The sequence below is a fragment of the Candidatus Fukatsuia anoeciicola genome (assembly GCF_964059965.1).
In the GTDB taxonomy this organism is placed as follows: domain Bacteria; phylum Pseudomonadota; class Gammaproteobacteria; order Enterobacterales; family Enterobacteriaceae; genus Fukatsuia; species Fukatsuia anoeciicola.
In genome coordinates this window covers 532,055-547,737 of record NZ_OZ060923.1, presented here as the reverse complement: position 1 = coordinate 547,737, position 15,683 = coordinate 532,055, and the positions used below count along the sequence as shown (strand labels likewise).

Genomic DNA, 15,683 nt, shown 5'->3' with positions numbered 1-15,683 from the left:
AAATAGGATTTCTAATATATTCTTAGTTATACATGTAATAAAAGAACAGTACTTATGGATAATAGTATAATAGAACCTACTAGATTAATAAAAGTACTAATTATAAACGAGTAAAATAAATAATCTATACTAGTAAGATAATAAAATAATAAAATAATAAAATAAAATATTAACTAGCGTGGGTAATAATTTATACAATGTAGTATTTAAAATTATTTGTTATAGATAAAATAAATATAGTAATACTTAACAGTAATCTACTAATAAAACTAAAAAATTAGAAATAAAGTTATTGATGCTTACTAAATACTTTAGTATAGTAACTAAATAATTATTTTAGATATAATCTGAAGTATCTACTTTTATATGATAGTACTATAAAAATATAATAGTAATTCATCCTTTTTATGCTTCATTGTATATTTTAACTAACATAATGTCAAATTTAACTCTATTAATATAATCTAATTATAAACTAAAAATACTAATATTGATATTAAAGAGATATCCTAATTACAAAATTAATGGTACATTAATAGATTAATCAGTAATTCTAATTTCAATAAGAAAAAATATAATTTAATTCTGATTATACATTAAATGTTGTTTTATAATCATTAGGAGTATGTAAAAGTAACGTAGCTAAATAAATTATTATACTAAAGGTATTTATGAATAAAAAATATTTTTTACTAATACTATCTATTTAATTAATTTATTTACATTAATTATAGTAATTTGATTAAAATATGTTTTGTTATATTTATTTTATGAGTGATTAATAAGATAGTTAATTCCAAATAGTAGTTAATATCTTTTAATAATTTTAAAATATAGTAGAATAATTTATTATAGGATTTATAACTATAAGTTATTTCATCATATAATAAAATTTTAGGATTACTTGATAAAAAACATATAACAACTATACATTATTTTTATTTGTTAGAAATAGTTAATTGGATAGTATTTTATTTACCTATTAATCTAACTAAATTTAGTGATTTACTTATTCTTCTATTTATTTAGTATAAGGTAAATTATTTAATTATAATAATAAAGTATTATTACCACAATAGTATGGTAAAATAAATTAAAATGTTAAAAATTATTTTAATTTAACGTTAAATCTTTATAAGTTACTTTATGAATAATTATGGTGAAATCTTATTCATTAATTAATGCTCAACTACTAGTGATATACTTCAGCATGTTTGCATGGAGAATTAAGATACTCTTCCTACTTCAGAAGCACTGATAATATTATAGATCTATTTAATAGAAATATGAATTTTACTTACTTTTAGTTTTAGTACTTTACTAATGTAAGAAAAATCTAATTACATTATTCTAATTTTTTACTATAAAGTTTATTGTAAAAATAAAAATAAAATTAAATATAATCAATATCTACATTAAATACTTAGATATCCTGATAGTTAAGAAGATAAATAATGTCATTCAAATAATTAAGTACATGGGTAATGCCTTTTTAAAATATTAAATAATTAATAATAATATGATACTAGATAAATTATCCCTGTATCAAGGGACTACTAAATGAATCAATCTATTCCAGCGATATTTTTAGATCGAGATGGTACTATAAATATTGATTATGGGTACGTATATAAAATTGATGATTTTCAATTTATAGAAGGTGTAATTGAGGCTTGTCGTAAATTAAAGGCTATGGGGTTTGCTTTGGTACTATTGACTAATCAGTCTGGTATTGCCAGGGAAAAATTTACAGAAGCACAGTTTATAACTTTAACTAAATGGATGAATTGGTCATTAGCTGATAATGGTGTAAATCTTGATGGTATTTATTTTTGTCCACATCACCCTAAAAGTAATGCAGATAAATATCGTCAGTTTTGTTATTGTCGTAAACCATCACCTGGTATGTTACTACGGGCAAAAAATGAGTTGCACATTAATATGGCCGCTTCTTATATGGCTGGAGATACAATTGAAGATATGCAGGCTGCTCAAGCTGCACACGTTACTTCTAAAGTATTATTAAGAAGCGGAAAGAAAACAACTGCAGCTGCTATAGCAGCTGCTGATTGGGTATTAGATAGTCTTGCTAATTTACCTACAATGATTAAAAAAAGATAAATAATCTAAATTAGTTTAAATAAATATAAAAAATAAAAAAATTTATTTCAAATTATATTATTCTCAAATAGATTCTTGCAATCTCTACTTTATTAGAAAAATAATCAATAATAATTTATTTAAAAATATCTAATAAAATAAAAAATTTAAGAATAAAAAATCTTAACTCTAGATATTAATAAACATTAAATTTACTTTTTCATATTTTATAAAAAATCAGTTTATACAGATACTGATAAATTATTAATATATTATTTTAATAATTTATCAGACAATCTGTGTGGGCACCAGTAATATACTATCGCTTAGTTTTGAAAGATACTAAGTAAAAGTAAGAATAAAGTGCTAAAGATATAAATATATCTATAGTTATTTTGTTTGTATGTTTTTGATGCAAAATAATTAAGATAAATTTTTTATATTAAAACACAAAATATTAAATAAAATTGAAGAGTTTGATCATGGCTCAGATTGAACGCTGGCGGCAGGCCTAACACATGCAAGTCGAGCGGCATCGGAAAAATAGCTTGCTATTTTTGCCGGCGAGCGGCGGACGGGTGAGTAATATCTGGGGATCTGCCTGATGGAGGGGGATAACTATTGGAAACGATAGCTAATACCGCATGATGTTATAAAACCAAAGCGGGGGATCTTCGGACCTCGCGCCATTAGATGAACCCAGATGGGATTAGCTAGTAGGAGAGGTAATGGCTCCCCTAGGCAACGATCCCTAGCTGGTCTGAGAGGATAACCAGCCACACTGGAACTGAGAGACGGTCCAGACTCCTACGGGAGGCAGCAGTGGGGAATATTGCACAATGGGCGAAAGCCTGATGCAGCCATGCCGCGTGTGTGAAGAAGGCCTTCGGGTTGTAAAGCACTTTCAGCGAGGAGGAATGAATCAATACGAAGAATATTGTTAATAGACGTTACTCGCAGAAGAAGCACCGGCTAACTCCGTGCCAGCAGCCGCGGTAATACGGAGGGTGCGAGCGTTAATCGGAATTACTGGGCGTAAAGGGCATGTAGGCGGTTTCTTAAGTCAGATGTGAAATCCCTGAGCTTAACTTAGGAACGGCATTTGAAACTGAGAGCCTAGAGTCTTATAGAGGGGAGTAGAATTCCAGGTGTAGCGGTGAAATGCGTAGATATCTGGAGGAATACCAGTGGCGAAGGCGGCTCCCTGGATAAAGACTGACGCTGAGGTGCGAAAGCGTGGGTAGCAAACAGGATTAGATACCCTGGTAGTCCACGCTGTAAACGATGTCGATTTGTAGGTTGTAGTTATAAACTGTGACTTACGGAGCAAACGCGTTAAATCGACCGCCTGGGGAGTACGGCCGCAAGGTTAAAACTCAAATGAATTGACGGGGGCCCGCACAAGCGGTGGAGCATGTGGTTTAATTCGATGCAACGCGAAGAACCTTACCTACTCTTGACATCCAGAGTAGTTAGCAGAGATGTTGACGTGCCCTTTGGGTAACTTTGAGACAGGTGCTGCATGGCTGTCGTCAGCTCGTGTTGTGAAATGTTGGGTTAAGTCCCGCAACGAGCGCAACCCTTATCTTTTGTTGCCAGCACGTAAAGGTGGGAACTCAAAAGAAACTGCCAGTTATAAACTGGAGGAAGGTGGGGATGACGTCAAGTCATCATGGCCCTTACGAGTAGGGCTACACACGTGCTACAATGGCGTATACAAAGAGAAGCAAGCCTGTGAGGGTAAGCGGATCTCATAAAGTACGTCGTAGTCCGGATTGGAGTCTGCAACTCGACTCCATGAAGTCGGAATCGCTAGTAATCGTAGATCAGAATGCTACGGTGAATACGTTCCCGGGCCTTGTACACACCGCCCGTCACACCATGGGAGTGTTTTGCAAAAGAAGTAGGTAGCTTAACCTTTAGGATGGCGCTTACCACTTTGTGAACCATGACTGGGGTGAAGTCGTAACAAGGTAACTGTAGGGGAACCTGCGGTTGGATTACCTCCTTATCTAAAGATAAGTATTTATCTGGTGTCCACACAAATTGTCTGATAAAAGTAAAACTAAACTTAGCTTAGTTTTATATCTTGTTGGGTCTGTAGCTCAGGTGGTTAGAGCACACCCCTGATAAGGGTGAGGTCGGTGATTTAAGTCCACTAAAACTTGACAATAACATAAATAATAGACTATTATAGTATTATAGTAATAAAAAATTATAGTATTTGTATCTTATTTAAAAAATTATAATGATGATATTATTAATTTTTTATGTAGTGGGAAGTCTCCTGCGTATAAGGCATGAGGTTAGTAATTCAATCCCGCTTAGCTCCACCATATAAAAACTATTTTATAATATATTGATATTAAAAGTAAAAATATATTAAGGAATAGTTGCTCTTTAATAATCTAGATCAAGTTAAAGTTAAGATAACAAAGTTATGCGTTATATAAAGTTAACGTATATCATTGTAATAACTTAAAACCTAAAGATAATTTTGGGTTGTAAGGTTAAGTAGTAAAGCGTACAGGGTGGATGCCTAGGCAGTCAGAGGCGAAGAAGGGCGTGCAAATCTGCGAAAAGCGTCGGTAAGCTGATATGAAGCGAGATAACCGACGATTCCCGAATGGGGCAACCCAGTGTAATACGTTACACTATCGTTAGATCAATACATAGTTTAACGAAGCGAACCGGGAGAACTGAAACATCTAAGTACCCCGAGGAAAAGAAATCAACCGAGATTCCCTTAGTAGTGGCGAGCGAACGGGGAGCAGCCTAGAGTATATTTATTGTTAAGGGTATTAGAGGAATGGTTTGGAAAGACCAGTAATAAAGGGTGATAACCCCGTACTTAAAAATACGCTAACATTTTACTCAAAAAGTAGAGCGGGACACGAGAAATCCTGTTTGAAGAAGGGGGGCCCATCCTCCAAGGCTAAATACTCCTGACTGACCGATAGTGAACTAGTACCGTGAGGGAAAGGCGAAAAGAACCCCGGCGAGGGGAGTGAAAGAGATCCTGAAACCCTGTACGTACAAGCAGTGGGAGCCTTGTATAAGGTGACTGCGTACCTTTTGTATAATGGGTCAGCGACTTATATTTTGTAGCAAGGTTAACTGTTTAAGGGAGCCGTAGGGAAACCGAGTCTGAACAAGGCGATAAGTTGCAAGGTATAGACCCGAAACCCGGTGATCTAGCCATGAGCAGGTTGAAGATAGGTTAACGTCTATTGGAGGACCGAACCGACTTATGTTGAAAAATGAGCGGATGACTTGTGGTTGGGGGTGAAAGGCCAATCAAACCGGGAGATAGCTGGTTCTCCCCGAAAGCTATTTAGGTAGCGCCTCGTGAGGTTATCTTTGGGGGTAGAGCACTGTTTCGGCTAGGGGGCCATCCCGGCTTACCACCCCGATGCAAACTACGAATACCAAAGAATATATCACGGGAGACACACGGCGGGTGCTAACGTCCGTCGTGAAGAGGGTAACAACCCAGACCGCCAGCTAAGGTCCCAAAGTTATGGTTAAGTGGGAAACGAAGTGGGAAGGCGAAGACAGCCAGGATGTTGGCTTAGAAGCAGCCATCATTAAAAGAAAGCGTAATAGCTCACTGGTCGAGTCGGCCTGCGCGGAAAATGTAACGGGGCTAAAACCATACACCGAAGCTGCGGCAATAATCATTACATTTGTAATAATTATTGGGTAGGGGAGCGTTCTGTAAGCCGTAGAAGGTAAATAGAGATGTTTACTGGAGGTATCAGAAGTGCGAATGCTGACATAAGTAACGATAAAGCGGGTGAAAAACCCGCTCGCCGAAAGACTAAGGGTTCCTGTCCAACGTTAATCGAGGCAGGGTGAGTCGACCCCTAAGGCGAGGCTGAAAAGCGTAGTCGATGGGCAACAGGTTAATATTCCTGTACAGTTTGTTATGACGAAGTGGTGACGGAGAAGGCTATATTATCCAGGAGATGGTTTACCTGGTTTAATCGTGTAGGAAGTGTAGTTAGGCAAATCCGACGACACATAATTCTGAGGCGAGATGAGGAAGTATGTAAAGTACTTAAGTGATAAATGCCCAGCTTCCAGGAAAAGCCACTAAGTGAGATGTAACAAATAATCGTACCCAAAACCAACACAGGTAGTCAGGTAGAGCATACTAAGGCGCTTGAGAGAACTCGGGTGAAGGAACTAGGCAAAATGGTGCCGTAACTTCGGGAGAAGGCACGCTAATATAAGTGAAGCACTGAAAACGTGCTGAGCATATGTAAGTCGCAGAGACCAGCTAGCTGCAACTGTTTATTAAAAACACAGCACTGTGCTAACACGTAAGTGGACGTATACGGTGTGACGCCTGCCCGGTGCCGGAAGGTTAATTGATGGTGTTATCTATAAAGAAAAGCACTTGATCGAAGCCCCGGTAAACGGCGGCCGTAACTATAACGGTCCTAAGGTAGCGAAATTCCTTGTCGGGTAAGTTCCGACCTGCACGAATGGCGTAATGATGGCTAGGCTGTCTCCACCCGAGACTCAGTGAAATTGAATTCGCTGTGAAGATGCAGTGTACCCGCGGCAAGACGGAAAGACCCCGTGAACCTTTACTATAGCTTGACACTGGAAATTGAGAATTAATGTGTAGGATAAGTGGGAGGCAATGAAATGTAGGCGCTAGTCTATATGGAGCCGTTGTTGAAATACCACTCTTTAGTTTTTGATTTTCTAACTTAGCGCCGTAATCCGGTGTAAGGACAGTGTCTAGTGGGTAGTTTGACTGGGGCGGTCTCCTCCTAAAGAGTAACGGAGGAGCACAAAGGTTAGCTAATCACGGTCGGACATCGTGAGGATAGTGCAAAGGCATAAGCTAGCTTGACTGCGAGAGTGACAGCTCGAGCAGGTACGAAAGTAGGTCTTAGTGATCCGGTGGTTCTAAATGGAAGGGCCATCGCTCAACGAATAAAAGGTACTCCGGGGATAACAGGCTTATACCGCCCAAGAGTTCATATCGACGGCGGTGTTTGGCACCTCGATGTCGGCTCATCACATCCTGGGGCTGAAGTAGGTCCCAAGGGTATGGCTGTTCGCCATTTAAAGTGGTACGCGAGCTGGGTTTAGAACGTCGTGAGACAGTTCGGTCCCTATCTGTCGTGGGCGTAGGAAGATTGAGGGGGGCTGCTGCTAGTACGAGAGGACCGGAGTGGACGCATCGCTGGTGTACGGGTTGTCATGCCAATGGCATAGCCCGGTAGCTAAATGCGGAAGAGATAACCGCTGAAAGCATCTAAGCGGGAAACTTGCCCCAAGATTATTCTTCCCAGAGATAAAAATCTCCGAAGGGACGTTTAAGACGAAGACGTAGATAGGCTGGATGTGTAATTACAGTAATGTATTGAGCTAACCAGTACTAATGACCCAGGAGTCTTAACCTTACAACACCAAAGTTGTTTTTATGTTAATTTAACTTGTTTCTAGAACGAATATTTTAAAAAAAGAGTTTTGCCTGGTAGTCTTAGCACGATGGTCCCACCTGATCCCATTCCGAACTCAGAAGTGAAACGTTGTAGCGCCGATGGTAGTGTGGGGTTTCCCCATGTGAGAGTAGGACACTGCCAGGCTTCATATTTTACATTATCAATATTTTACGTTGATAACATAAGAGAATTAGTGGTGCGGTAGTTCAGTTGGTTAGAATATCGGCCTGTCACGCCGGGGGTCACGGGTTCAAATCCCGTCCGCACCGCCATTATAATTTTTACGTATACAATGATTTTTTAATAAATCATTGTATATTTATTATTAATTTTTTATTGCTTTAAAGCATTACTAACAACTACTCTAAATAAACTTTTAATTTATTTAAATATTTTTGAAAAATTTATTAATACTTTTTATATTACTATATAAAATTAGTAATACATTTATACAAATTAATTTAATACTAAAATATTAGCTCTTACACCATTGTTTAAATTTATTAATTAAAGCATTTGTTGAGCTATCATAACTAGAAATATTTGTACTGTTCTGTAATTCAAGTAAAATTTTATGAGTTAATTGTTTACCTAGTTCTACGCCCCATTGATCAAAACTAAAGATATTCAAGATTACTCCCTGTGTGAAAATCTTATGCTCATACAAAGCAATTAATAATCCTAGACTAAATGGAGTAATTTCACGTAGTAAGATTGAGTTAGTTGGTTTGTTTCCTTCAAAAACTTTGAATGGTATAATATTTTTTGTTTGTGCTAAATTTTTACTAGTAAATTCAGTTTCTACTTCAACTCTAGTCTTACCAAATGCTAGCGCTCTTGTTTGAGCAAAAAAATTTGATAATAATTTAAAATGATGATCATTAAGTGGATTATGACTGATAGCTGGGGCAATAAAATCACAAGGAATTATTTTACTACTTTGGTGAATTAATTGGTAAAAAGCATGTTGACCATTAGTACCAGGTTCGCCCCAAATAATTGAACCAGTTTGGTAATTTACCTGTTGACCATTACGATCAATACATTTACCATTAGATTCCATATTACCTTGTTGACAATAGGCAGGAAAACGATGCATATATTGATCATAAGGGAAGATAGCTTCAGTTTCTGTACCAAAAAAATTACTATACCAGATAGAAATTAGTGCTAATAAAATTGGTATATTCTGTTTAATTGGAGCGTCTTTAAAATGACAGTCCATTGCGTAAGCGCCATCTAATAATTTTAAAAAATTATTAAAGCCAATTGACAATGCGATAGGTAAACCAATAGCAGACCATAGAGAGTAACGACCACCCACCCAATCCCAGAATTCAAACATATATACTATATTGATACCAAATTCACTTACTGCTTTATTATTAGTAGATAATGCTATAAAATGTTTTGCAATATCTTTTTGACTAGCTGTTTTAAGAAGCCATTTACGAGCACTATGAGCATTAGTCATTGTTTCTTGGGTAGTAAATGTTTTAGATGCAATCAAAAATAGTGTTGTTTCCTGTTTAAGTGTTTTTAATGTTTCAGTAATATGAGTGCCATCAACGTTAGAAACAAAATGTATTTGTAGATGATTTTTATAATAGTAAAGTGCCTCAGTTACCATATAAGGACCAAGATCTGAGCCACCAATCCCAATATTAACCACATCAGTAATTGCTTTACCGCTATAGCCTTTCCAAACTCCATCTATAACGTCCTGACAGAATTTTTTCATTCTTGTTAGTACATTATTCACTTTTGGCATTACATTTTCACCATCTAGTAAAATAGGATTATTACTACGATTACGTAAAGCGATATGTAAAACTGCGCGGTTTTCTGTACGATTAATTTTTTCACCGTTAAACATTGAATTAATTGCGTCTTGTAAATTAGTCTCCTTTGCTAGAGCTTGTAATTTTTTCATAGTTGTAGTAGTAATACGATTTTTTGAAAAGTCTACTAATAATTGATCATCAAATATAATTGAAAATTTATTAAATCTTTCTTTGTCTTCAGCAAAAAGATCACGGATATGCACATTTTTTATTTTTTTAAAATGTTGCTGTAATGCTATCCAGGCAGGAGTATGGCTAGGATTAATATTTTTCATGATAATATTCTTCGCTCTGAGAGAAAAATACAATCTATTTTTTATATGGAATGGCGATATGATATAATTATATTTAATAATAAAAGTAATTATATTAATATATTATTTATTATTTTTTTGTGATTAACATACTTAATTTCTATTAAGCGCTATTATTTGTATATATTAAGACTTATTTTCTTTAATAACTACATATTTTAGTAAAAATGTTAATAAAAATAGTAATCTTAACATTATGTAGAAATGAATTATTTATATATTAAATATTAAATTATAAGACTATTAATATAGCATAATTTAGCATAAAATATTAAATTTATTCTATGTAATAGTGTTATTGTTTGGTAATTTGCCTATATCTCTAATAATATAATGAATAAATATAATAAATTAATTAGCTACTTATACCTATAAATTGCTTATCTTAGATTAAGCATATTATCTTAAGGTAAATGATTTATATCGTGAACTTTAAAGATCAGTATAATACCAATATTGATTTAATTTATTAAAAATAATAAATTTTACTAGAATAAAATAATTTATAAGATTACTATACATTATTAATATTCACTCTAATAACTTTAGATATAAATCTAAAGGTTTAAATTACTTTATATTTTTATATTTTTATATTTTTATATTTTTATATTTTTATAAAAAGAATATTAATTTAATAAAGAAATTTAGTATTTTTTAATACTAATTTAGTTTTTTGCTAAAAATAATTAATATTATGATATTAAGTTTAAATAATAATAATTAAATTAATTAGTTATAAAATTTTAAAAATTTTTTAATTAACATTCTATTTATTAATAGCAATAAACTTGTACACACAGGAGTTTTATTATTTTCAAATATACTAGAATATTAAAGTTATAGCAAAACATAATGCAGTAAAAATTATAAAATAATACTATAGCTATTTAATAATAATTGTATTAATAGATGCTAAATATTAGGATAAATGAATTTCTTTAGCTTAGAAAATTTTATATTTTCAGATTAATAATAAATTAATAATACTGTTAACAGATTATCATTAATAAAACTTATATAAGTTAAGGTAAGTAATTTTTAGTAAAAGTATAATCACTAAAAATATAGCTAATACCATTCAAGTAATTTGCTTAAGCTAATACTATAACATCTTAGATATTACATAATAAATAATCTTAAGTTAACTAATATCTTTAGTTGAGACTAAGTTTTTATCTTGACGATTATATATTATAGATTATGTAATAATAACGAAGAATAAAAGATAATTAAATAGCTAATAGTTATTTCTTATAAATTTTCAATAAGTATATTTTTATCAAATAATTAGTAATTATTTTGATGTTAAATGGTTTTTAAAAAAGGTTAATAATTAATCTAGTATTTATTATATATATGATACTATATAGTGTTATATATGTTAGTAAAGCTAAAGACTTCAAAACATCTTATTTATTACTTTATACCAGACAAGTAACCTGAAATAAAGCATTTAGTTAAGAATATTGTTCAAATTAATATTACAGTAATATATACTAAAACTGAAGTATTTCACTAAAATATAATAATATTAAATATTATTAGTTATGATATAATGTTTCATTAGATATAATAAACTTTACCTATTTATTTTTCTTAGTGTAGATATTTATCCTTATCTACCATGCATCGTAAAGTAATATATTAAAAAGAGAATATTTCAATTTAATTCTTAATCCCTGTGCAATGCAAAAAAATATTAGTATTAATATAAAAGTTATTTCTTATGCATAAATACTATCTTAGTATTTATTCTAATCATTCTTATTTTTATTTATAACATTAAATTAGCTATTGCTTAACTCCATATACAAAAGATTTTATCGGTAATAAAAAACATTAATAACAAGTAAACTATATTTGCTAATACCTCACTAATAAAGATTAATAAGTATTAATTTAATTAATTTTCCCAGATAGAAACTATTAGCTAAGTATTTTCTTTTTAGAATCTAGTTATATTCTTAATTGAATTAAAATTCTATATCAAATAATGGAAAAATAATTTTTTTGGAAAAATATTAAGATCCTATATAATAAGAATTACCTTTAATACATGCTAGCTATATATCCATGTTTTATTTATTTGTTAAAGTAAATTATTAGGTAGTTGCAGTTATTTATCTAAAATTCAATACAGAACAGACTATGTGAGGTAATACAGAATTTTATCAGTCTTATATCTGTAGGATAATTAACTATAGAATTTACCTAGGAAAATTTTTGTTAGATTTTAGTTTATTTATAATAGATTTACTTTTAATATTGTTAATTAAAGTAACAAGTCATAAAATTTAGATATAAAGTATCTATATAATATTTATTTCATTATTTAAAATTAACGCGTACTAATTCTATAGTTACATTAATAACTTATTCATAAAAATAATCTCTATCTAGAAAAAACGTAAGAGTTATTATTGTTTTAAGGTTTAAGATGATAAATTAAATAAAATACTTTAATATTAGTTATATGATATAAAATAGACAGTATCTTCTTGTATTATTTTTAAAGGTAATTATACCATAATGTTATAAAAATTAATGTAACGCTATGATAAAGCACTAAATAATAATTATATTCATGATATTATTTTAGTTAATTAAAAAGATTAACTTATTTAGGTTATTAGTATATTTTCTTTATTAAATATTACTTAATATAGATAAAACTATTACCAATAACTATCACAAATAAGTATGATCATGAAAATAGATTAGAAACATTATTTTTATTAAATAAAATGAATAATAATTATTACTGTTAAAGTTAACTGTTTTTGAATTTAATTTAATAAATCCATAATGATTCACATAATCATGTCATAATTAGATATTGGCAAGTAATACTACTTAAAAATAAAAATATTAGTATGCTAAAAAATATTTAAGGCATAGATACTAAAAATATCAAATTTTATTAAAGTATATAAAAGGATTACAAGCATTGCTTAACACTAAAATTGAAACACTTATAAGAGTGCCAAGTATTTAGTAAATATTGGTTAAAAGAATTTACTATACATTAAAATATAAAAGTTAATGTTGCATTATACTGTCCTTTATCTCTATCAAACTAGTATATCACTATGCAATTGAATATACCGACCTGGCTTACTTTATTTCGTATTGTACTTGTTCCGTTTTTTGTTCTAGCATTTTACTTGCCTTTTACATGGGCGCCAATGTTTTGCGCTATTATCTTTATGTTTGCTGCAATAACTGATTGGTTTGATGGTTTTTTAGCTAGACGCTGGAAACAAACTACTCGTTTTGGAACATTTCTTGATCCAGTTGCGGATAAAGTAATGGTAGTTATCGCTCTTATACTTATTATAGAATATTATCATATTTGGTGGATCACATTACCTGTAGCAATTATGATTACACGTGAAATTATCATATCTTCATTACGTGAATGGATGGCAAAAATAGGTAAAGGTAGCAGTATAGTTGTTTCTTGGATGGGTAAAATGAAAACAATGGCACAAATGTTATCATTAGTAGGTTTGCTTTGGAGACCAATACCTATTATTGAATTTACTAGCATTATCTTACTTTACGTTACTATGGTATTAACCTTTTGGTCAATGTTTCAATATTTAAGTAGGGTATATAAACCTTTTAAGAAATTACATAATTTTTAAATAAAATAAAATAAAATAAAATAGAAATCTTATAAAGATTACTAATATACATAGTAACAAATAATATTAAAAATACAGTAATAAATAGCTACTATTTTTTATTTATAAATAATTATTAATTAAAAGTAATGCTAATATTTTTTTAGAAAAAAATAATCAACCTAATAGATACATGTACAATACACGACTAAATACCGCAAGTGGCACTATAACTAAAATAGTACTTTATTGTAAGAGGAAACACACGATAAAGGGTGATGAACACAAGGGTATATGCATATATTTTTCCCTAGTTAATACAAATAAGTCTGCTGTACAAAATTTTAATTTTTTTAAACTTAAATAATACATATTTTACGTTAATACTTTTCTATAAACTAACTATAATCATTAATCCTAAATTTTAGGAGTTTACTCTATTACCTAGAAGTACATAATTAATAATGATTATTAATATAAAAATAATTATGGATAGTAGTACTACAGTATAGTTAGATAGCTGAGTTTTTTGTTTTTAAAATTTATTTTTATCGTATATTAACCTACATTTATCTGTCTTAATATTGATTAATATAATACTAAATTTAAAGTACTATAATTTCTATTTAGTTAATCAATAGTAGTAGCATATATGCATAAATAATAAAAAGAAAGATACTTATATTCTATTAGTTAATAGAAATAACAATACATAATTTTGTGTTAAATTAAAAAATAAGCTTTAGGCTTAAAATAAAAATAAAAAATAAAAATAATAATAGAGAATTCAAGACATGATAGAACAAATTAAAATTGATAGAAACTCTAAACAAAAAGAAATAAAATATCTACAGCGTAATCTTTCTAATCGTCATATTCAATTAATTGCTATTGGTGGTGCTATTGGTACTGGATTATTTATGGGTGCAGGCAAAAGTATAAGTATTGCAGGTCCATCAATTATTTTTGTATATATGATAATTGGATTTATATTATTTTTTGTAATGCGTGCTATGGGTGAGTTATTATTATCTAATATAGAATATAAATCGTTTAGCAATTTTGCTACTGATTTATTAGGATCTTGGGCTGGATTTTTTACTGGCTGGACTTACTGGTTTTGTTGGATTATTACTGGAGTAGCTGATATTATTGCTGTTACTGCCTATATACAATTTTGGTTACCAGAATTTTCATATTGGTTCTCTTCTTTATTAGTTATTTTACTATTATTATCATTAAATTGGGCAACAGTAAAAATATTTGGTGAAATAGAATTTTGGTTTGCAATGATTAAAATCATATCTATTATGGTATTAATTATCATTAGCATTACTATGGTATTAATGAGTTATCCATCTATTTCTGGCTCTGTCGCTTCATTTAATCATCTATGGAGTGATGATGGTGGCATGTTTCCCCAAGGTTTAATGGGATTTTTTGCTAGCTTTCAAATAGCTATTTTTTCTTTTGTTGGTATTGAATTAGTTGGAACTACTGCGGCAGAAACGAAAGATCCTAAAGTAATCTTACCTCGTGCTATTAATGCTATTCCTATTCGTATTATTTTATTTTATATTTTTTCTTTAATGATGATTATATCTGTTATTCCTTGGAATTTTATTACTATAGATAAAAATCCTTTCGTTGAACTATTTATCTTAGCTGGCTTACCTACCGTTGCAAGTATAATTAATTTTGTTGTGTTAACTTCTGCATTATCTTCCGCTAATAGTGGAATCTTTTCTACTAGTCGTATATTATTTGGTCTTGCACTAGAAGGAGATGCACCTAAACAATTTAGTCAGTTATCACGTTATTCTGTACCAATATTTAGCTTAACATTCTCTTGTATTTGTTTATTAGGTGGTGTTATATTAATATATCTTATACCTAATATAATTACTATTTTTACTCTTGTGACTACAGTATCTGCTATTTTGTTTATGTTTGTATGGACAATTATTTTGTGCTCCTATCTGGTATATCGTAAAAAACACCCAGAACTACATGGAAGATCTACCTATAAAATGCCAGCTGGGATTTTAATGTCAGTGGTCTGTTTAATTTTTTTTGCTTTTATTTTAATATTGCTTGCCTTTGAAACTCATACCCGTCAAGCATTAATGGTCACACCATTATGGTTTATTATTTTATCAGCAGCATACTGGTTGTTACAAAAATATAAAATAAAACTACAATAAATAAATCTTCTATATTCATAATATTTTATATACTATAAATATAGTATAATTAAAATATAAAGATTATAGTTAATTAAACTGTGACTTTAATATACATATTAAAATGTATATTTTAACTTTTCTTTAA

4 protein-coding genes, 1 tRNA gene and 3 rRNA genes are annotated in these 15,683 nt (G+C 30.6%); 7 read left to right on the top strand and 1 reads right to left on the bottom strand.

The window, feature by feature from the left end:
- Window positions 1-1,560: 1,560 nt before the first annotated feature.
- The 5 genes from gmhB to AB4W73_RS01785 all read left to right on the top strand — a co-directional run bounded on the left by gmhB (window position 1,561) and on the right by AB4W73_RS01785 (window position 7,837).
- On the top strand, window positions 1,561-2,121 hold the full coding sequence (gene gmhB, locus AB4W73_RS01805) for a D-glycero-beta-D-manno-heptose 1,7-bisphosphate 7-phosphatase (protein WP_367680717.1): 561 nt from the start codon (window positions 1,561-1,563) through the stop codon (window positions 2,119-2,121).
- Between the two features lie 443 nt (window positions 2,122-2,564).
- Window positions 2,565-4,111: ribosomal RNA gene (locus AB4W73_RS01800) — 16S ribosomal RNA — on the top strand.
- A gap of 497 nt (window positions 4,112-4,608) precedes the next feature.
- Window positions 4,609-7,523 (top strand): 23S ribosomal RNA (locus AB4W73_RS01795).
- A gap of 70 nt (window positions 7,524-7,593) precedes the next feature.
- Window positions 7,594-7,709 (top strand): 5S ribosomal RNA (gene rrf / locus AB4W73_RS01790).
- The 16S, 23S and 5S rRNA genes sit together here with 1 tRNA gene alongside, the layout of an rRNA operon.
- A 51-nt stretch (window positions 7,710-7,760) precedes the next feature.
- Window positions 7,761-7,837 (top strand) — tRNA-Asp (locus tag AB4W73_RS01785).
- A 203-nt stretch (window positions 7,838-8,040) separates the two neighbouring features.
- Here AB4W73_RS01785 and pgi read toward each other — a convergent pair.
- Window positions 8,041-9,684: a glucose-6-phosphate isomerase gene (gene pgi, locus AB4W73_RS01780; RefSeq protein ID WP_367680451.1), complete on the bottom strand. Its 1,644-nt coding sequence runs from the start codon at window positions 9,682-9,684 to the stop codon at window positions 8,041-8,043.
- A gap of 3,131 nt (window positions 9,685-12,815) precedes the next feature.
- Here pgi and pgsA point away from each other — a divergent pair.
- Both pgsA and cycA read left to right on the top strand, forming a co-directional pair.
- Window positions 12,816-13,373, top strand: a complete 558-nt coding sequence (gene pgsA / locus AB4W73_RS01775; RefSeq protein ID WP_367680716.1) for a CDP-diacylglycerol--glycerol-3-phosphate 3-phosphatidyltransferase — start codon at window positions 12,816-12,818, stop codon at window positions 13,371-13,373.
- A 773-nt stretch (window positions 13,374-14,146) separates the two neighbouring features.
- The gene (gene cycA, locus AB4W73_RS01770; RefSeq protein ID WP_367680715.1) at window positions 14,147-15,556 is read left to right on the top strand and encodes a D-serine/D-alanine/glycine transporter; all 1,410 of its coding nucleotides are present in this window, start codon (window positions 14,147-14,149) and stop codon (window positions 15,554-15,556) included.
- The last annotated feature ends 127 nt before the right edge of the window (window positions 15,557-15,683 follow it).